This window comes from Alicyclobacillus kakegawensis NBRC 103104, assembly GCF_001552655.1.
Lineage (GTDB): Bacteria > Bacillota > Bacilli > Alicyclobacillales > Alicyclobacillaceae > Alicyclobacillus_G > Alicyclobacillus_G kakegawensis.
The window spans coordinates 106,865-125,382 of record NZ_BCRP01000009.1 but is presented as its reverse complement, the minus strand read 5'-3'; the positions used below and the strand labels follow the sequence as shown (position 1 = coordinate 125,382).

17 protein-coding genes and 1 pseudogene are annotated in these 18,518 nt (G+C 63.4%); 2 read left to right on the top strand and 16 right to left on the bottom strand.

All coding sequences use genetic code 11. The features are described 5' to 3' along the window. Window positions 1-231: 231 nt before the first annotated feature. The 13 genes and pseudogenes from lysS to spoIIE all read right to left on the bottom strand — a co-directional run. Window positions 232-1,704, bottom strand: a pseudogene (gene lysS / locus AK2_RS09160) (lysine--tRNA ligase); the annotation flags it as partial. 133 nt (window positions 1,705-1,837) lie between these two features. Continuing rightward, window positions 1,838-2,314: a transcription elongation factor GreA gene (gene greA / locus AK2_RS09155; RefSeq protein WP_026962288.1), complete on the bottom strand. Its 477-nt coding sequence runs from the start codon at window positions 2,312-2,314 to the stop codon at window positions 1,838-1,840. Window positions 2,315-2,596: 282 nt separating this feature from the next. Further along, window positions 2,597-2,806 (bottom strand): helix-turn-helix transcriptional regulator, encoded by a 210-nt coding sequence (locus AK2_RS16460; RefSeq protein ID WP_083521024.1) that lies wholly within the window; start codon window positions 2,804-2,806, stop codon window positions 2,597-2,599. After that, window positions 2,742-3,281 carry a 2-amino-4-hydroxy-6-hydroxymethyldihydropteridine diphosphokinase gene (gene folK, locus AK2_RS09150; RefSeq protein WP_067933519.1) on the bottom strand — a complete coding sequence of 180 codons (540 nt, stop codon included), beginning with the start codon at window positions 3,279-3,281 and terminating at the stop codon, window positions 2,742-2,744. Before folK ends, AK2_RS16460 begins: the two co-directional genes overlap by 65 nt. Before the next feature lie 4 nt (window positions 3,282-3,285). Beyond that, complete coding sequence (folP, locus tag AK2_RS09145) at window positions 3,286-4,113, bottom strand: dihydropteroate synthase (RefSeq protein WP_067933518.1); 828 nt, start codon at window positions 4,111-4,113, stop codon at window positions 3,286-3,288. Next, window positions 4,110-5,048: an Hsp33 family molecular chaperone HslO gene (gene hslO, locus AK2_RS09140; RefSeq protein WP_067933517.1), complete on the bottom strand. Its 939-nt coding sequence runs from the start codon at window positions 5,046-5,048 to the stop codon at window positions 4,110-4,112. The genes folP and hslO overlap by 4 nt, the downstream gene beginning before the upstream one ends. A gap of 46 nt (window positions 5,049-5,094) precedes the next feature. Further along, window positions 5,095-6,168, bottom strand: coding sequence for an HD-GYP domain-containing protein (locus AK2_RS09135; protein ID WP_245632844.1), 1,074 nt, complete (start codon window positions 6,166-6,168; stop codon window positions 5,095-5,097). 217 nt (window positions 6,169-6,385) lie between these two features. Continuing rightward, entirely contained in the window at window positions 6,386-8,266 is a 1,881-nt protein-coding gene (ftsH, locus tag AK2_RS09130) for an ATP-dependent zinc metalloprotease FtsH (protein ID WP_083521023.1), read from the bottom strand. A 148-nt stretch (window positions 8,267-8,414) separates the two neighbouring features. Beyond that, window positions 8,415-8,954, bottom strand: coding sequence for a hypoxanthine phosphoribosyltransferase (gene hpt / locus AK2_RS09125; protein ID WP_067933515.1), 540 nt, complete (start codon window positions 8,952-8,954; stop codon window positions 8,415-8,417). A 19-nt stretch (window positions 8,955-8,973) separates the two neighbouring features. Next, complete coding sequence (tilS, locus tag AK2_RS09120; protein WP_067933514.1) at window positions 8,974-10,440, bottom strand: tRNA lysidine(34) synthetase TilS; 1,467 nt, start codon at window positions 10,438-10,440, stop codon at window positions 8,974-8,976. 78 nt (window positions 10,441-10,518) lie between these two features. After that, complete coding sequence (locus AK2_RS09115) at window positions 10,519-11,433, bottom strand: protein kinase domain-containing protein (RefSeq protein ID WP_067933513.1); 915 nt, start codon at window positions 11,431-11,433, stop codon at window positions 10,519-10,521. 6 nt (window positions 11,434-11,439) lie between these two features. Then, window positions 11,440-12,180, bottom strand: coding sequence for a VWA domain-containing protein (locus AK2_RS09110; protein ID WP_245632841.1), 741 nt, complete (start codon window positions 12,178-12,180; stop codon window positions 11,440-11,442). A gap of 123 nt (window positions 12,181-12,303) precedes the next feature. Then, complete coding sequence (spoIIE, locus tag AK2_RS09105; RefSeq protein ID WP_083521021.1) at window positions 12,304-14,754, bottom strand: stage II sporulation protein E; 2,451 nt, start codon at window positions 14,752-14,754, stop codon at window positions 12,304-12,306. Between the two features lie 337 nt (window positions 14,755-15,091). Here spoIIE and AK2_RS09100 point away from each other — a divergent pair, with 337 nt between their 5' ends. Together AK2_RS09100 and cmpA are read left to right on the top strand one after the other, a co-directional pair. After that, on the top strand, window positions 15,092-15,574 hold the full coding sequence (locus AK2_RS09100) for a ComE operon protein 2 (protein WP_067933511.1): 483 nt from the start codon (window positions 15,092-15,094) through the stop codon (window positions 15,572-15,574). A gap of 67 nt (window positions 15,575-15,641) precedes the next feature. Further along, window positions 15,642-15,782 carry a cortex morphogenetic protein CmpA gene (gene cmpA / locus AK2_RS16870; protein ID WP_369406132.1) on the top strand — a complete coding sequence of 47 codons (141 nt, stop codon included), beginning with the start codon at window positions 15,642-15,644 and terminating at the stop codon, window positions 15,780-15,782. Window positions 15,783-15,825: 43 nt separating this feature from the next. Here cmpA and AK2_RS09095 read toward each other — a convergent pair whose 3' ends face one another. The 3 genes from AK2_RS09095 to AK2_RS09085 form a co-directional block, all read right to left on the bottom strand. Then, window positions 15,826-16,011 carry a DUF2759 family protein gene (locus tag AK2_RS09095; RefSeq protein WP_067926435.1) on the bottom strand — a complete coding sequence of 62 codons (186 nt, stop codon included), beginning with the start codon at window positions 16,009-16,011 and terminating at the stop codon, window positions 15,826-15,828. A 174-nt stretch (window positions 16,012-16,185) separates the two neighbouring features. Next, window positions 16,186-16,410, bottom strand: coding sequence for a hypothetical protein (locus AK2_RS09090; protein ID WP_245632840.1), 225 nt, complete (start codon window positions 16,408-16,410; stop codon window positions 16,186-16,188). A 234-nt stretch (window positions 16,411-16,644) separates the two neighbouring features. Continuing rightward, entirely contained in the window at window positions 16,645-18,378 is a 1,734-nt protein-coding gene (locus AK2_RS09085; protein WP_067933510.1) for an ABC transporter substrate-binding protein, read from the bottom strand. Between the last annotated feature and the right edge of the window lie 140 nt (window positions 18,379-18,518).

Genomic DNA, 18,518 nt, shown 5'->3' with positions numbered 1-18,518 from the left:
CTCCGAGTGCAAGCGGGATCATGCATGTAAATTTCTGTATGATGGCCCGGCGTCCGCAAGCAACGTAACCTGGGCTGTGAACCAAAGCGCGCGGGCCCGCGTGTCCCCGCGCGCTTGACCGCGCACGCCCCGTCCATGAAGGCACCTGGCAGCTCAATTGTCCTGCGGCGCGGCGTGGGCACCAGTGGCGGAATGCTCGCCATGGCTCGCGTCCGCCTCCGTCGTCGCCGCCCGCTCCCGCTGCAACGGGAACAACAGGACGTCACGAATCGAAGGCTGATTGGTCAACAGCATCACCAGCCTGTCCACACCGACGCCAAGCCCGCCAGTGGGCGGCATTCCGTGTTCCATCGCCAAAAGAAAGTCCTCGTCCAGCTGCAGGGCCTCATCGTTCCCCGCCGCGCGCTCCTTCGCTTGCTGCAGGAAGCGCTCCCGTTGGTCGAGCGGATCGTTGAGCTCGCTGAAAGCGTTGGCGTGCTCGCGCCCGACCACAAACAGCTCGAAGCGGTCCGTAAAGCGCGGATCGGAGGCGTTCTTTTTGGCCAGCGGAGAGATCTCCACCGGGTGCCCGTAGACGAAAGTCGGCTGAATCAGGGTGTGTTCCACCTTCTGCTCGAAGAACTCGTTGACAATGTGGCCGTATTCCATTTCCGGCCGCACGGCCACGCCGTGCGATTCAGCCAGGGCGCGCGCCTCCTCGGTCGTGCGCACAGGCCAAAAATCCACCCCGGTCTGTTCACGGATGAGGTCCACCATGTGCTCGCGCCGCCACGGACCGTTCAGGTCAATCTCGTGCTCACCGTAGGGAATCGTCAGCTGTCCATGGACCGCCAGCGCCGCCTGCCGGATCATGTTTTCCGTAAGATCCATCATGTCGTGGAAGTCGGCGTACGCCTGATACAGTTCCAGCATCGTAAACTCGGGATTGTGGCGCGTCGAAACGCCTTCGTTGCGGTACACGCGTCCGATTTCGTACACGCGTTCCAACCCGCCGACAATCAGGCGCTTCAGATGCAACTCCAGCGCAATCCGCAGGTGCAGCGTCATGTCGAGCGCGTTGTGGTGCGTGAGAAACGGGCGCGCGTGCGCTCCGCTGGCAATGCTGTGCAAGGTGGGCGTCTCGACCTCAAGAAACCCCTGCTCGTCCAGGTAGCGACGGATGGCCTGGATGATGCGCGTGCGCGCGATGAACGTCTCCCGTGTCTCCGGGTTGACCACCAGATCCAGGTAGCGCTGCCGATAACGGGTCTCCACATCCTTGAGACCATGCCACTTTTCCGGCAACGGCCGCAGCGCCTTGGCGAGCACCGTCAGCCGCTCCGCCAGCACCGTCACCTCGCCGCGGTTGGTGCGGAACACAGGCCCCTCGACGCCGATGAAGTCGCCCAGGTCGAGCAGGCGGAAGATCTCGTAGCCGTCTTCGCCGAGAACGTCAATCTTGGCGTAGATTTGAATCGTTCCCGTCCGGTCCTGCAGCACCGCGAAGCTGGCCTTGCCGTGGCCGCGCCGGACGAGCATCCGTCCGGCGATGGAGACCCGCAGGCCAGCCGTCTCCAGTTCCTCTTTCGACTTGTCGCCAGCCCAGGCCAGAATGTCCTGCGCGTGGTGCGTCACCTCGTAGCGCGCACCGAACGGTTCTACCCCTCGCTTACGCAGCTCCTCCAGTTTGTGAATGCGCGCCTGGTACAAATCGCGTTCTTCCATGATTCACCTCACGAATACAGGCGAGCACCAGACGCTGCGCCTGGTCTCGCCTCCCATTGTCCAGTCCTGTTCATTATACATACAAGCCCTGCGACGCGCATGGACAAACAGTCGAAGCAGCGCGAAAGACCACTCAGCGCTTGATCTCAAGGATGCGAAACTGGATGGTCCCAGACGGGACGGCCACATCCACGACCGATCCAACCGCCTTCCCCAGCAACGCCTTGCCCACCGGCGATTCATTGGAGATCTTGTTGCGCGCGGGATCTGCCTCGGCGGAACCGACAATCGTGTATTCCACCTCTTCGTCGAATTCGAGGTCCTTCAGCTTCACGGTTGATCCAATGCTGACAATGTCGGTGTCGACCTCGTTGTTCTGAATCACGCGGGCGTTGCGCAGCATCTTCTCCAGGGTGAGGATGCGTCCCTCCACGAACGCCTGTTCATTCTTGGCGTCCTCATACTCGGAATTTTCGCTAATATCTCCATAACTGATGGCTAATTTGATCCGCTCGGCCACCTCGCGACGCTTGACCGTCTTCAGGTGCTCCAGTTCTTCCTCCAATTTCTGCAGCCCTTCGGGAGTCAGCAGAACTTCCTTTTCTGCCATACTTGTCTCTCCTTTAAAATCCGCCATTGTTCAAACCTCCGGCTTACTCGCTATCCATCTCTATGCCCGTCAGCAGCGACAGTATTACCCAGCAAGATGGTAGAAAACACTGACGATGCGTCCGCCGTCCGCACAGACTGGCGTGCTGCCAGCCGCCTCGGCGCCGCATCGCAGTGTTTCACCGCGTTTCCAGATTGCGTCTAGGCGAAATTATAGAGAGCCACGGAAGGAAAGTCAACGAACCTGGGGAACGCATTCATGTCCATATTTGTTATTTTTCTGTCAGCACAGCGCGCGGGACCACAACTCCTGGTCGTCCACTTCGAGGACGCGGCAGATGCGATGGACGACTTCTGGCGTGGGCGAACGTGTCCCCCGCTCCAAACCTCCGACGACAGCCAGGCTGACCCCTGCCCTCCGCGCGAGTTCAACCTGGGTGAGGCGTTTCAGCTTGCGATACGCGCGCAGCCGCCTGGCGAAGGTCTCCGACACGCCGCACGCCCCCCTCTCGTCGCAAATTCTCTGCTCGACGGCCGATGGTCCCGCCCCCTAAGGCCCGACGCGAAGGCACCAGCTCAGCCAACGGGACCAGCGCGAACGCCCGCTCCCACAGGCGCGGGTGCGGCACCTGCAGCATGGAAAAGCAGACGTACGCGTCCCCGTAGAGCAGAATATCTAGATCCAACGTGCGTGGACCAAAGCGAATGTCCCGCACACGGCCAAAATCGGCCTCTATCCGTTGCAGTCGCGTCAGAAGTTCGAGCGGCGGCAGGGCCACGGGCAGCTCGACAACCAGATTGAGAAAGTCCGGTTGGTCCACGTAGCCGACAGGTTTGGTCTCGTATACTCCGGACACCCGCATGGGGCCGCTGGCCAACCTTTGCAGCCTCTCTGTCGCCCGCAGAAGCGTTCCCGCGCGGTCGCCGAGGTTGGACCCCATCCCGATGTAAGCCTTGACCAGCTCCATGGCCTCACCCCGCTGCCAGGATGGCCTCGAGCATGCGGCAGGTCTCCACCGTCTCGGCCACGTCGTGCACCCGCACCGCCCGCACTCCAGCCATCACGCCCCAGGAGACCGTCGCCAGCGAACCCACGAGCCGGCTGTCGACATCCTTGTCCAAGGTTCTGCCGATGAACCGCTTGCGGCTGGTTCCCAGCAGCACCGGGTAGCCAAGCCGGCAGTACTCAGGCAGGCGCCTGAGCACCGAGAGGTTATGTTCATACGTCTTACCAAAGCCGATGCCAGGGTCCAGCCACAGCTTCTCCGGGCGGATGCCCGCCTCCAGGCAGCGCTCCACCCCGCGCTGCGTATCCGTGAGCAGAGTCGCGAACGGATCGGCCGCTGCCGGCTCCTGGCGATTGTGCATCCAGATGTACGTGCACCCGGCCGCCGCCACCGTGCGCAGCATGCCCTCGTCCGCCAGGCCGCCCCACACATCGTTGATGATATGTACGCCCGCGTCCAATGCGCGTTGGGCGGTCACGCTCTTGTAGGTATCCACCGACAGAGTCGCATCGGTGTGCTGGGCCAACTCTCGCAGCACCGGCTCAATCCGGCGCCATTCCTCGTCCGCGTCCACCGGCGTGTGCCCGGGGCGCGTGCTCTCGCCGCCAATATCGAGGATGTCCGCCCCCGCCTCCAGCAGCCGGTAAGCATGCTGCAGGGCCTGCTTCACCTCATAGTAGCGGCCGCCGTCGGAAAACGAATCGGGGGTCACATTGACAATGCCCATCACCTGCACCCGCGGCCGTTCCGCCACCGTGGACCCCGCAGCGGCCGTTTCCAATCTGACCGTCATGGCTCATCCCTCCCATCGTCGGACAGAATGCCTTCCCGGTGCAGGGCATCCTGCCCCGATTCCACTTCCTCTGCCATAGCCGCCAACTCGTCGGCGGTGAAGCGGTATACCTGCGCGCAAAAGTGGCAGACCACCTCCGCCCCGCCCTGGCTGTCTATCATGTCCCGCAGCTCCTTCGGGCCCATGCTCTTCAGAATGCCGCGCAGGCGCTGGCGCGAGCAGGTGCAGCGAAAACTAAGCGGACGCTCGTCCAACACCTCGGTCCCCGGCAGCACGATTTCCCCCAAATCGCGGGCGCTGGCGCCCTCCCGCAAGAGATCCGTCACACCGGCCAGGGAACGCACGCGGGATTCCAACCAGTCGATGTCCTCATCCGTATGCCCGGGCAGCAATTGGACAATGAACCCACCCGCGCAGATGACCGTGTTGTCCGTATCCACCAACACACCGGCTCCCACAGACGATGGCGTCTGCTCGGAAGCGGCAAAATAATAGGCGAAATCGTCGCCAATCTCCCCGCTCCTCAACTCCACACCGCCCCGGTACACTTCCCGCAGGCCCATGTCGCGCAGGACATACAGCATGCCGCGGCCGACCGCGCCGCCGACGTCCAGCTTGCCGAGAGCATTGGCCGGCAAGTGCACCTGCGGATGCTGCACGTAACCACGCACGTGCCCGGCGGAGTCCGCATCGACGACGATTGCGCCGAGCGGCCCGTCTCCTCTAACCTGCACGGCCAGCCGCTCTTCCCCCTTTAGGTCTGTGGCCATCATCGCGGCGACAGAAGCGGTGCGCCCCAAGGCGGCGGTGGCCACCGGCCAAGTCCCATGGCGCCGTTGCAGTTCATTCACCAGCTTGGTCGTCACGCAGGCCAAGAGCCGCACCCGCCCGTCGCGGGCCAAACCGCGCACGGCGGTGTCTCGCAGCTCGCTCATCCGTTCCACCCCATTTGCCCTTTCGCTCTGCGCCATGCGCAGAACGTCAAGTCGCGCATTCTACAATCGCTATGGTCGGGTGCTCCATCAGGTCCAATTCGTAAGGTTCCGGCACGGGTTGGCCACTGGCGTCCGCAAACACCCGTACCACCGGCCGCTGCGTGCGCCGGGGCGGGCTTTTTACCACCACGGCCCACTCCCCGCTCGACAAACGCACACTCGCCCCCACCCGATAGACGGCGACGGTCTCGACAAACGCTTCCACCACCTGTCCGTCGAACTGCGTACCGCCGCCCCCAAGAATCATCTCGTACGCTTTGTGCGGCAGATAACCGCGCCGATAGACACGGTGGGCGGTCAGCGCCTCGTAAACGTCCGCCACAGCGACGATGCGGCCAAACAGGTGGATCTCATCTTCCTTCAACCCTCGCGGGTAGCCCGATCCGTCCACCCGTTCGTGATGCTCCAATGCAATCAGCCGGCTGGTCTCCAGCAGGTCCGACTGCTGCCCCAACAGTTCGTAGCCGTAACTGGTGTGCAGCTTGACCACTTCAAACTCGTCGCGGGTCAGCCGGCCCGGCTTTTTCAGGATGCGCGCCGGAATGCGCAGCTTGCCCACGTCATGCAGCAAGGTCCCGATGCCCAGCGCCACCAATTCATCGCGTCGCAAGCCCAAGCGCAGCCCCACCGCCAGCGCAAACAGGGTGACATTCACGGAGTGGTGAAACAGTTCCCCGTCGGTCAGGTACACGCTGGACAGGTGTCGCCCCGCGTGTTCCGCGCTCTCCAGACAATCGACCACCTCATCGACCAGCGGCCGCAGGCGGCCCCGGACCGCCGACGCCCCCGCCCGCCGCGAGGCGGACGCCCCGGCCAGCTCCATCAGCGCGGCGTGGGTCGCACCAATCAAACGCCCTCGCGTGGCCGCATCGACCGCCTCATCGACGTCCACATCGTCAAACCGCTCATCCTCAATGCACACCGCCGGCACACCCATGCGTACCAGCCGCTGGACCAAACCTTCGCTGAGCCGTACGCCGCGGGCCAGCAGTACCCGCCCTCGCTCGTCTAGAACATCCTGCGCCAGGACGCAGTCTTCCCTCAGATCCTTCACCGCCACCCAGCGCAATCTCGTTGTCTCCCCTCTCTGCGCGTGCAATGCTTGCCCCCGGCTGCACAGGCTACCTTGCCACCGTGCAAACGAGCCCCCGAGTCTGCACCCGAGGGCTCGCTATCCGGCTCATTCCTTCACCATATCCGCCAGCCAAGTTACCGCGCGGACCGTGGCCGACCACTCCGCTAGCGTGAACGGTAAGCCACGAAACGACAAGGCAACATCAATCGCGGCCGCTGTCGTCGTGCGCCTCGGGTTGTTGGGCTTGGCCGGCCGCGTCAGCATGCGGGCCGCTGGGGCCTCCCTCCATCAGGTCACGGATCTCTTGTTCATCCACCGTCTCTTTCTCCAGCAAAAGCTGGGCCAGCGCTTCCAGCCGATCCCGCCGCTGCGTCAGGATGTCCCGCGTGCGTTCGTGACAGGACTCGACAATCGATTTCATCTCCTGGTCGATCTCGTAGGCGACCTGGTCGCTGTAGTTTTGCTCGGTCGAGAGGTCCTTGCCGAGGAACACCTGCCCTTGGCGGCTTCCGTATTGCATCAACCCGAGCCGGTCGCTCATGCCGTACTGGGTGACCATCTGGCGGGCGATCTCGGTCACCCGTTCGAGGTCATTGGACGCGCCGGTGCTGATTTCGCCAAACACAATCTCCTCTGCCACCCGCCCGCCGAGCAGACCGCAGATGCGATCAAGCATTTCTTGCCGTGTCATGAAGTAGCGGTCTTCCTTGGGCAGCGTCACGGTGTAACCGCCGGCCATGCCGCGCGGGATGATGGTGACCTTGTGCACCGTCTCCGCGTTCTGCACAAAATAGCCGATGACAGCGTGGCCCGATTCGTGGTAGGCGACCAGCTTCCGCTCGTGCTCGGTCATCACCCGGCTGCGCTTCTCCGGCCCCGCCATGACGCGGTCGATAGCCTCGTCCACATCGTCCTGCGTGATTTGCGACTCCCGCTTGCGGGCCGCCAGCAACGCCGCCTCGTTGAGCACGTTCTCCAAATCGGCACCGGTGAAACCGGGCGTCCGCTTGGCTATCACATCCAGCTTGACCTCCGAGCTGAGCGGCTTGTTGCGCGCGTGCACGCGCAGGATGTCTTCACGGCCCTTCACGTCCGGACGGTTGACAATGATCTGGCGGTCAAACCGGCCGGGGCGGAGCAGGGCCGGATCTAGGATGTCCGGGCGGTTGGTGGCGGCGATGATGATGATGCCCTCGTTCGACGAAAACCCGTCCATTTCCACCAACAGCTGGTTGAGCGTCTGCTCCCGTTCATCGTGTCCACCACCCAAGCCTGCGCCGCGGTGGCGCCCGACGGCGTCAATCTCGTCGATGAAGATGATGCACGGAGCGTTTTTCTTCGCCTGCTCGAACAGGTCGCGAACGCGAGAAGCGCCGACGCCGACAAACATCTCGACGAAGTCAGAACCGCTGATGCTGAAAAACGGGACCCCCGCCTCCCCCGCCACAGCGCGCGCCAACAGCGTCTTGCCGGTACCGGGAGGTCCGACCAGCAAGACGCCTTTGGGGATGCGGGCGCCCAGCGCTGAGAACCGCTTGGGGTCGCGCAGGAACTCCACAATTTCCACCAGTTCCGCCTTTTCTTCATCGGCACCTGCGACGTCGCGGAACGTCACCTTGCGCTTTTCTTCTGTATAGAGACGGGCCCGGCTCTTACCGAAGTTCATCACCCGGCTGCCGCCGCCCTGAGCCTGGTTGAACAGGATGAACATAAGGATGAACAGGAAGATGAACGGCAGGACCGATTCGAGGACTTGCATCCAAATCGAGCCGCGCGGTTGCGGGGCCACCGTCATCTGAACCTTGTTGTCCTCAAGAAACTGAGTCACGTCATGGTTGAGGAGGACTCGCGTAGAAAACTTTTTGCCATCCGTTAGTTCGCCGTCGATGCTGGCCGTCAGGCCCTCCGGCGTGATCAAGACGCCTGGATCTCGTTTCACATCCCCCTGCCTGACCTCCGTGACGAACTGGCTATATGAAAGATCCGAGCGGGTGTGACCGGAACTCGTCAGCCAGTTGACGACCGCCACGACGAGCAACAGGATTAATACGTAAAAGACAATATTTCGGTAAAACCTGTTCATGCCTTGCCTCCTCCCGGTCTGGCGGAACTATTGTATCATACGCAAAATCACAGGAACAGCGTCCGCCCAGGCATCAACCAGGCATACAATGAAAGGAGTGTGACAGTCTGTGCCCGCGAGCGCAAACCCCACTACCTCGGGCACCCGGCTATTTCTGATACACCTCGGGCTTGAGCACACCCACATACGGCAAATTGCGGTACCGTTCCGCATAATCCAGCCCATATCCGACAATGAACTGGTTGGGCACGGTAAAACCGCAGTAGTCCGGGGCAATATCGACCGCCCGCCCCTCCGGCTTGTCAAACAGCGCCGCCACCTTCACGGACGCGGCGCGGCGGTGCAACAGGTGTTCGCGCAGGTATTTGAGGGTCAAGCCGGTGTCCACGATGTCCTCGACAATCACCACATGCCGGTCCTCGATGGACCGCTCCAGGTCCTTCAAAATCCGCACCACACCTGAAGATTTGGAGGAGGCGCCGTAGCTGGAAATGGCCATGAAGTCCATCTCCAACGGAACTTCCACCCGCTTGACCAGATCCGACATGAACAGCACCGCGCCTTTGAGCACACAGATCATCAGCGGGTTTTTATCCTTATAGTCCACACTGAGCTGGCGGCCCATCTCGGCCACCTTGTCCGCAATCTGCTGTTCCGTGAATAAAACGGTTTCCAAATCTGGATGCATGTTGTCCTCCCTGTGACGTTCACTTTCCGGTCAACGGACGGTCCGACGCGGCCGGGCGCCCACGGAGGCAGGCGGGATTGGGCCCCACGCAGGTGACGGCCCAACCCGCCGCCTGGCCCGGCTCAAGCAGGCTGCATCCCGCCCGCATCAACCCGGGCACCCAGACGATCTCGTCCTCCACGCACACCACCGGCCATACGCCGCGCAGTCGGCGCGGCACCTTGCTGTCCACAAACACATCCTGCAGTTTGCGGCTGCCCGAGCGGCCCAACAAGCGCGCCCTGTCCCCCGCGCGAGCCGTCCGCACGGTCACCCGGGCCAACGGAGGCAGGCGGGTTTCCCAAGCGCTCGACGTCTTCAGCCCGAGTGCGGGTGTCCAGGCGCGGCAGACAAACCGCCACGCGCAGCCGGCCCCGCGATGCTCCCAGCGCGCCCCGTCAAACAGCCGCCAGGTTTGCGCGGCCGGCTGCTCCGTCAGGTCCCTGTCGCCGTGTCCCTGGGTCACCAAGCCGACATACAGCCGGTCGTATTCCCGCCAAGCGGACAACCCCATGCCCAGGGTGGCGCAGCCGGACGGCCGAGCGGACTCAGCCAGGCTCAGCACCGCCGCGATATGGCTCAACGTCCAGTCACCAGATGCCAAACAATACAATAGTATTTTAACGATCCGACGCTGTAAAGGACGAGCCAGGGCTAAAAATCGGGGCAGGTCGACGACCGCCTGGCCCGGCTCCATCTGGACGCACTGGCGCAAGCCGGCCCACGCCTGCTCCTCCAGCCACGCGTCCTCTTCTTGCACCACCTCGGAAAAACGGACGGCCATCTGCGCCGCCTTCGGCTCCAAGTCGCGCAGACGGGGCAGCACCTGGTGGCGCAGGTAGTTGCGCGTGTAGTCGGTCGCTTGATTGCTCTCGTCCTCCCGAAAGGGCACCTTCTCCACCGCCGCGTATGCGTATAGCCAGGCCTTCTCAAACTTCAGGAGAGGCCGAAGCCATTCCATCCCCTCGCGCACGCTGCGCGCCCTCATGCCGCCGATGCCGGTGAGCGACGTCCCGCGCAACAGGCGCCAAAGGATGGTCTCCAACTGGTCATCCGCGTGATGAGCGAGAAACACCTGGCCCGCTCCGGCCTCCCGGGCCACGGCGGCCAGAGCCTGGTAGCGCAGGCGGCGGGCGTTGGCCTCCACGCCTCGATTCTCCCCCTTCGGGGTCTGTCCGACCTGCACGCGGCGCACCCGGCACGCCACGCCCCAGTCGGCGCACGTGCGTTGCACCAGCTCCAGGTCCGCATCGGCCGCAGCTCGCAGCCCGTGATGGACGTGCACCGCCATCACCGGCCGGCCCACCTTGGCGGCCGCCCGGCGCAGCCCGTCAAGCAGCACCATCGAATCGACCCCGCCCGAGACGGCTGCCACCACCGGCCCTTGTCCATCCTCGAGCCAGCCGGCCAACTCCCGCTGCAGCCGTTCCCGATAGTTGCTGCCCATGCGTGATGACGCCTCCTGCCCGCCTTTCTTGCTGCATATCATACCAGAGCCGGTGCGGCAGACCAAAGCCCGGATGGGTCACGCCCATGGAAGGTAGGAGACCCAAGCCGCCGCGGTCACCGCGACGGCCAGTGTGATGGACCCCCACATCACCCGCTCGCTCCAGTCCAAGCGCCTGGCCGCCGGTCTCGTGGGCGTCCCACCTTGGCGGACGCTCCCCGGTTGAGCCGCCTGCCATGCGTTCGCGAAGCCGCGGGCGCTCGTCCATCCCCCGCGCACAGCCTCCGCCAGCACCCGACCTTTGGCCGAGCGCTGCATTTGCGCCAGCTCCTTCTCCAGGTACCGGCGGCGGGCGGCCGGCGGATGGGCCTGAATATTCGCCGGAGGACCGCCCGTCCAGGCAAACCAGACCAGCAACGCCAGCGCGAACAAATCATACCGGGCATCGGCTCGACGGTCGCCAAACCCCCAGAAGGCGCGGTCATAGGTGGGCGTGAATTGCCGGACGGATCGGCCAAAGGGTGTGACGCCGCCTACATCGACAAAACGCGCGGTCAGGGACAATTTGCGGTCAATCAGGATGTTTTGCGGCTTGACGTCGCAATACGCATGCCCGCCTTGGTGCAGACCGGCCAACCCGCGCAGCAGCTGCAGCACCAGCTCGTCCCAGTCGCTTCCGCCGAGTCGGCTGGCGCAGCGACTGAGAGGTTGGCCGGGAACCCACTCCATCACATAGAAGAAGCACGCAGGCACACCCGCGGCGTCATCAATAAAAAACCCGCGCGGGAAAGCGCCTCCGCGCATCTGTTCCAAAACCGCCCACTCCAGCGCGGTGTCTTGCGAGGAAGGGCAGACCTTCATCGCGGCCTGCCCCCTACCCTCAGTGCGCACCAGGTAGACGCGTCCGTTGGCGCCCTCTCCGAGCACCCTCTCGACGGCAATCCGGCGCCGCGTCCACCTGCCGACAACCGCCGTGCCCGGACTCAGTGTCAATCCGCGTCACGCTCCGGCCGCCGGTTCTCCCGGCCAGGCGCTGTCCCCCGGTTCTCTGCCGCCCCCTCGCCACGAGGCCAGGAGGTCCGTGGCGTAGGCGATGGCCGGCCCGGTCGGGGTACCCCCGCGCGCCACCAGCATCGTCTCCAGTTTGTCCGTGTCCACCCCGTTCGCAAACGGCTGCACCGTGCGCACCATCTCGGTGGCCGACCCGGGGAACATGGTCACCGCCACCTGGGACGGCCCTGTGCGCGCCTGCAGGGACAGACTGAGGTCCCGTATGGCCTCCTGGACGGTCGGCATCTTCTCGCGCATGCTCGCGCTGGTGTCCACCGCGACGACCAGCACCAGGCAGGATTCCTCCTCCATGGTCTCCATCACGCGCGCCACCTTGACCCGCTCGCTCGGCGGCAAATCCTCCACCGTCTTGCCGAGCGCCTGCATCAGCTCCTGGTTGACCACCTGCTGCAGCGTCATCTGCACCGTCTGGTGGGTGAGCATCTGCGCCGTGGCCGACAGCTCCTGCGGCTCGACAATGCGGCACAGGCCGCCACCGGCGTCGGCGATAGACATCGCCTCCTCACGCCCCTGACGGCCCATGTCCCCTTTATCCACGACACCGATGACGTTGATGGCAATCCCCTGCCGGCGCGCCCGTTCCGCCGCGGCCACCGGGTCTTCGCCGACGTTGGAACAGCCGTCGGTGATGACCAGGATCTGTTTGAGCGTCGCTTGCGTCTCTGCCAACTCTCGCACCCCCATACCTTTTCGTGCATGCTGACTCTAGCAGTATGGACGAACTTGGCGAGAGTCATTCCATGCCCGCGGCGGACCCTGCAACCGCAATCCGGTGCCCGCGGCGAATCTTGGCTAGGCCCCGCGCCGGCGCAGTTCGCCCAGGCCCACCACCCCCTGGGCCGGAATCGTCGCCCATTCCGGCTCGTGCGGCTCCAACACGGCCACCAGGACCGTCATGTCGTCGAGGATCTGCCCGTGGTTGATGCGTACAGCCGCCTCCAGCAGAGTGTCCGCGATGGCTTGCGGATCGTCCGTTTGCAGGTGCTCAATCTGCCTTTTCAACCAGTCCTCCTTATCGTAGAGATTCTGCGCGGCGTCATAGACGCCGTCGGAGACGAAGACCAGGATGTCCCCGGGGGACAGCTGTTCATCGACGGTCTGCACGTCGATATCCTGCAGAATGCCTATCGGCACGTTGGCCGCGGTGAGGGTCCGCACCTCGCCGCCCCGGCGCAGGAAGCTGGGCGCGGAGCCAATCTTCAAGAACTCGGCGTGCGCCGAGTAGAGGTCTATCAAGGCCATATCGAGCGTCGTGAACATCTCCTCGCGCGACCGCAAGAGCAAGGTCGAGTTGACCGTCTTGATGGCCATTTGCTCGTCGAACCCGGCCTTCAGCAGTTTTTTCAGCAGCTCGGTGGCATCGCGGGATTCCCGCCGCGCCCGCTCGCCGTTGCCCATGCCGTCGCTGACCACTATGGCGAAGCGGCCGTTGCCCAGGTCCAGCGCGCTGTAGGTGTCTCCCGAGACAAGCCGGCCGTCGCGGGCGGCGGCGGCGACCGCGGTGCGGACGTTGTACATGCGCGCGGAGGTGAACACGGCCGTGCACGGGCCAGGTCCATCTGATCTCACCTCACTCACGGAGATGTGTTCGCCCAGAATGCCCGATAACAGCGGCGCAATCATGCGCACCGAGTTTTCATAGGCGCCCTGGGAGGGCTGCGTGACCTCGATTTCCACCTTGCCCGATTCCAGGCTGACGATGTGCACGTGATTCACGTACAGACCCAGCTGCTCAAGCGCCGCCATGATGCGCTCCTCGCCTCCCAATGACGCCTCGTTCTCGGTCTCCATCCGATCCGCCACCTGGCGTACGACGGCGGCCACCCCGGCCATCTGGGCGGAGACCAGGCGCGACTGCTCGTGCAGCTTGGCCAGCCACTTGGCGTCGCGGTCAATCAGCTCCACGTTGTAGCGCAGCACCCCCATCATCGAGTCGAGGCGGATGCAGCGTTGGCGCAGCTCTTCCGGGGGGATGGTGCCGGGCCCGCGGGCCGCTTCAAGCTTGGCGACCGTGCGGACAATCGCCTGGTAGGTCTGATACCCCTCCTGCTCCCAACACTTGGCGCGGCGCGGGCAGCCGCTGCACACCGACTTGGCCGCCCGACCGACCGCTTCGTCGAGCAACTGGCGGGCCGAGACGTATTCGCCGCCGCCCGGATCGGCGAAGGTGACGGAAAGCTCGTCAAACACCTGGCCCACGGTGTTCATCTTTTCTGACAGCAGCGCGCGCACGCGGCGGACATGGGCCTGCTCCGACCTTTGGTGCTCGGTCGTGCCCGGCACGTAGCTGGCAATCCGCCCGCGCAGGCTGGCGGGCGAGAGCAGGTACAGCACAGCGGCCACGCCGGCGGCCGCCACAGTGGCCAGGAACGCGGACGGCCGGTCCGCGAAGGTGAGGCTGAGCAGGCTGACGCTGCCGACAAAAGCGACGGCGCCCCAGATGCGACCGGTGCTCCTCAAGGTGCCGGCCAGGAGTCCGGCAAAGGCGAGGACCGCGACCTGGGCCAGGGTCTGGGCGTGATCCAGCATGGCGAGCACGCCGACCACCACCGCTGTGGCGGGACCGAGCCCAATGCCGCCGGCCCCGGCGAGGGTGAGCACCACCCAATCGACGGCGACGCTGACCAGGCTGATGCCGCCCAGGCTGATGCCGCTCATGCCGGTGATGACAGAACCGACCAGTATCGCCAGGCTGACCACTTGGTCCTGGCGCAGTTTGTGGCTGCCCGAGCCCGCGTGGGACCAGAGGACAGGCAGCGACTGGAGAAAGATGAGGGAGAGGATGACCACCAGCGCCCCTTCGGCGAAGGCGAGGAACACGTCGTACCGGTTCCAGACGCCGCCGGTGGCGGCCAGGCGCACGGCGGTGTCGACGAAGCCGGCGATAAACGGGAGCCAATGCAGGTCGGGCTGGCGACGGGCGTACAGAGCCTTGCGCAGGAGACGGTAGACGAGGTAGGTGAGGAATACGAGCAGGGCGTTGTTGAGGCCTGCGCCCAGATAGGCTCCCGCTATCGCGGCGTAGGCCGGGAGGCTGCGCCGGGTGCCCAGGACCTCGCTGGCGACGACGTAAAGCGCCAGTCCGAACGGATACACGGCGTGGCCGATGGACGCCCGCCCCAGCAACAAGGCCAGGCCAGTGAGAAGGGTGGCTTCCGCCAACCGCAGGGATAGTGCCCGCCATCCATCCTTGGCCGGCCTGGCTGCCGGCCTTCCTGTTGCACTGACAGACTGGTGCGACATTCCGTACTCCTCCTCCGTGTGGCGGGGAACCCGGTGGCGCCCCCACCGCGCATTCGGTTGGTAGGGTCATTATACGGACGCGCAAGCGAGCAATTTGTCAAAGCAGCGGGGGTAGTTCATAAAAAATTGCGACACTTTTCTTCGGTTTCGACACCAGGTATGAAAAGCCGCACCGGCCGGCCTCGCTGTGGACGCCTGCGCCCGGGAAGAGGCCGAAACAGGGCAGGAGAGGGAAGTTTTCGCTACAATGGGTGCAGCACCGGGCGCGGCCGGCCGCCCGCGCAGACAGCGGGACCTTAGCACAGAGTCGGACGGATCGAAGCAGGGAGGAATTTTGATGACCCAGTCGAGCTTGCAATCGACACGTTTATCCTGGGACGAGTTTTTTATGTCGCAGAGCCGCGTGATGGCGATGCGCTCGACGTGCCCGCGGCTGGCCGTGGGATGCGTCATTGTCCGGGACAAACGCATCATCGCGAGTGGATACAACGGCTCCATCAGCGGCGATGTGCATTGCACCGACGTCGGCTGCAAAGTGGTGGACGGGCACTGCGTGCGGGCCATCCACGCTGAGCAGAACGCGATTTTGCAGTGCGCACGGTTTGGCATCGAGTGTGCGGGGGCCGATTTGTACGTGACCCATCGGCCGTGCCTGTCCTGCACCAAGAGCATCATCCAGGCCGGGATTGCGCGCGTGTTCTATGAGACGGAATACCGTCCCGACGAGTACGCGGCGCATCTGTTGGCGTACGCCAACATCCCGGTGCGCCAGATTCAGAGCCGGCTGGAGCGGCTCCTGTCACAAAGCCCGCTGGGCTGAAACGAGCAGCCCCGGCTCGCCCAGGCACCGCCCAGGTCTGGTGGCGCATAGGATACAAAAAGGCTCCATGACGGCGCGTCGACCGGGGGTGAAGGCGGTGCCCGAATGGCTGTGCAGCCAATTGCGTAGAGCGTTCAAGAATCGCGACGTGAAAGCCGTCCGTATGCTCAACCAGGCGTTTTTTCGATACCGGACCATGAAATCGTGAGAAGGGGCCCAACCGGGCCCCTTCTGACCCCGCGTGGGTGGAATCAGACCTTGAGGGTGGCGGCTATCCACGTGCTGTAGCCGAAGATGATAGTGGAAAGCATGAGCAGAAACGTGCCGAAGAAGCGGCGCTCCCGGAGCAGACGAATCATGCCGAGGAGCGACAGCAAAGCGAACAGGCACAAAAAAATCGCAATGAGCCATGGGTGCAGGTAGGTTCCATTATCCATGCACGCGCTCCCTCCTGTCGCATCACGACGTCACCGCACAGATTTTCCACACTGAAAGTAGCATAAGTCTGTCGATTCCGTCAAAGGGGCTCCACCGTCGCGCGACTGCTTGGCTGACGCTGCTGCCGAGCCACAGCCGGTCCGCACCGATTGATGCATGGAGCGGCAACGCGGTCATGCGTTGAGCATGCGGCCGTGAAACTTCCCGAGGATGCGCTGCAGCACCTCATCCGTGATCGGGCCCAATTGCACTTTGTACATGTCCAGCGAGATATGGCAACCGTCCCGGTCGTTGATGTTGGGAAACGCCAACATCACCCGCCGCCCGTCCGACAGCTCGTACTCCAGATACGCGGTCTCATCCCCCGCCTCTGGGGGCATTCGCTCCTGGTCTGACACGGTTCTCACCCTTTCCGGGGTGTTGTGGACGATACAAGTTGTATCATATCACAGCCCCGGTCCCCGGCGCGCATGCGTTGCAACCTCTCGCAGGTCAGGGAGTTTCGGGCGCCACACGCGAAAAGCGGTTGCTCGTCAAAGGAACCGGAACGGGGCCGACGGCAGTTGCCGTCGGCCCCGTTGTCCTTTATATGTCACGGTTTCCTCGAATGCTTCATCGGACGATACTCAGAATCAGCCCTTCTGATGGCTCTTGTCAATCCAGATCCACTCCAAAGGATCTGTGGTCGCCTTCGGAATGTAGAACCCATGCACCCACGGCTGCACAGCCGCTGTGAACACGTCATAGTAAATCGGCACCCAGGCGGCGTCCTCCATCACCTGGTCGGTCACCTTGGCGTACAGTTGGTTGCGCTCGTTCTGGTCATTGGAGTATTGCGCCTGATTCAGCCACTTGTCCACCTGCGGGTTGCTGTAGTTTGTGCTGTTATTGACTGGCGCCTGGTTGGAATTGAACAGGGTGTTCAGGAAGTCGGACGCGTCCGGGAAGTCCTGAATCCACGCCAGCCAGAACATTGGCGCCTTGCCCGCCTCCGCGACGTTCAGGAAGGTGCCCCAGCTGCTGGTGTGCAGCTTAACTTTGATGCCCACCTTGGCCAACTGGCCCTGGACGGCCTGGTCAAACTTCACCTGGTCCGGCGAGTTCTCCGAGTACATGTCAATCGTCAGCCCGTGCGGGTAACCGGCCTGCTTGAGCAGCTGCTTCGCCTTGTTCGGGTCATAGGTGTATTGGGCCTTCGGTGACAGGTTGTTGTCATAGCCCACGACGCCCGGCGGCAGCGGCTGATTCGCCACCTTGCCGCGGCCGTTGTTCAGCTTGATGATAGCCTGCTTGTCAATCGCGTACTCTATCGCCTGGCGCACCAGCTTGTTCTTGGTCGGCCCCAGCTTCGTGTTCAAGCCGACGTATTGAACCGAGTTTTGTACCGCGCTTACGGTGAGTTTTTTCAGGTTGGGGTTGCTCATAAACTGTGGATAGGCTGAACTGGGGATTCCATCACCGCCAAAGTTCCAGCCAATCCAAGCGGTCTGCCCCTGCTGGAAGTGCAGCGCGTCCACCTGGTCGTTGTTGTTGATGTTAAACGTGATTTTGCTCAGGTACGGCAGCTTCTGCCCGTAGCTGTCCGTCCGCCAGTAGTTCGGGTTCTTCTTCAGCACGATTTGGTTGGAGTTGATGGTCTGCAGCTCGAACGGACCGCTGCCCATTGCCTGCGTCGAGTCGAAGGTCGGGTTCTTCTTGTACACCTGGTGGTTGCCGACGCTCTCGATGAACTTCTTGTCCACCGCCGAGGCAAACGGCATCGCCAGCGTCTGCAGGAAGAAGGCTTCCGGCTTGGACAGCTTGATGACCAAGGTATAGGGGTTCGGCGCCGACAGACCGGAGATCTTGTCCGTCTTGCCGGCCGCGTACTGGTCGGCCCCTTGGATAATTTCATAGAAACCCTGTCCGTTCGATCCCATCTTCGGCGAGAGCACACGGTAGAACTCGTCGATGAAGGACTGGGCGGTGACCGGATCGCCATTCCAGAACTTCATGTTCTTGCGCAAGTGGAATGTGTAGGTCAGGCCATCCTTGGAGATGTCATACTTCTCCGCGGCCATGGGAACGAGTTTCGTAGTGTCCCCTTTCCAGGTCACCAGCTGGTCGTACAACTGGGTCACGACTTCATTCGACTGTGTGTCATAGGCAAAAGCCGGGTCGAGGTCGCGGATGTTTTGAATCATGTCAAGCGTGACACTGCCGCCCTCCACCGGTTTCTGCTGCGATGCCCCTCCTTGGCCTTGCCCGCTCCCGTTGGAGCCCTGGCTGCTGTTCCCGCTGGAACTTGCGCCGCACCCCGCCAGGACCAGCGCCAGGGTGCCGACGGAGGCCGCCACTGCGGCTCCCTTCTTCCAAAATACGCTCACACTCATGTCCCCCTTTATACCAAGTTCTGCGTCCCGAAGCGGCTCTCGGAGCCGCGAGCGAAGGTAGAATTGTCCGGGCGCAAACGACGCATCGGCATTGCACCGCCTTCGCCGCGGTGCCTGCATCCCCCCTCTCGGGC

What these genes read in the sequence shown, in the direction of transcription:
- AK2_RS09095 (WP_067926435.1), bottom strand. Translation starts at nt 16,011, where the DNA reads ATGGATAATGGAACCTACCTGCACCCATGGCTCATTGCGATTTTTTTG.
- hpt (WP_067933515.1), bottom strand. Translation starts at nt 8,954, where the DNA reads ATGCATCCAGATTTGGAAACCGTTTTATTCACGGAACAGCAGATTGCG.
- AK2_RS09100 (WP_067933511.1), top strand. Translation starts at nt 15,092, where the DNA reads ATGACCCAGTCGAGCTTGCAATCGACACGTTTATCCTGGGACGAGTTT.
- folK (WP_067933519.1), bottom strand. Translation starts at nt 3,281, where the DNA reads ATGGAGCTGGTCAAGGCTTACATCGGGATGGGGTCCAACCTCGGCGAC.
- spoIIE (WP_083521021.1), bottom strand. Translation starts at nt 14,754, where the DNA reads ATGTCGCACCAGTCTGTCAGTGCAACAGGAAGGCCGGCAGCCAGGCCG.
- hslO (WP_067933517.1), bottom strand. Translation starts at nt 5,048, where the DNA reads ATGAGCGAGCTGCGAGACACCGCCGTGCGCGGTTTGGCCCGCGACGGG.
- greA (WP_026962288.1), bottom strand. Translation starts at nt 2,314, where the DNA reads ATGGCAGAAAAGGAAGTTCTGCTGACTCCCGAAGGGCTGCAGAAATTG.
- cmpA (WP_369406132.1), top strand. Translation starts at nt 15,642, where the DNA reads ATGACGGCGCGTCGACCGGGGGTGAAGGCGGTGCCCGAATGGCTGTGC.
- ftsH (WP_083521023.1), bottom strand. Translation starts at nt 8,266, where the DNA reads ATGAACAGGTTTTACCGAAATATTGTCTTTTACGTATTAATCCTGTTG.
- folP (WP_067933518.1), bottom strand. Translation starts at nt 4,113, where the DNA reads ATGACGGTCAGATTGGAAACGGCCGCTGCGGGGTCCACGGTGGCGGAA.
- tilS (WP_067933514.1), bottom strand. Translation starts at nt 10,440, where the DNA reads ATGGGCAGCAACTATCGGGAACGGCTGCAGCGGGAGTTGGCCGGCTGG.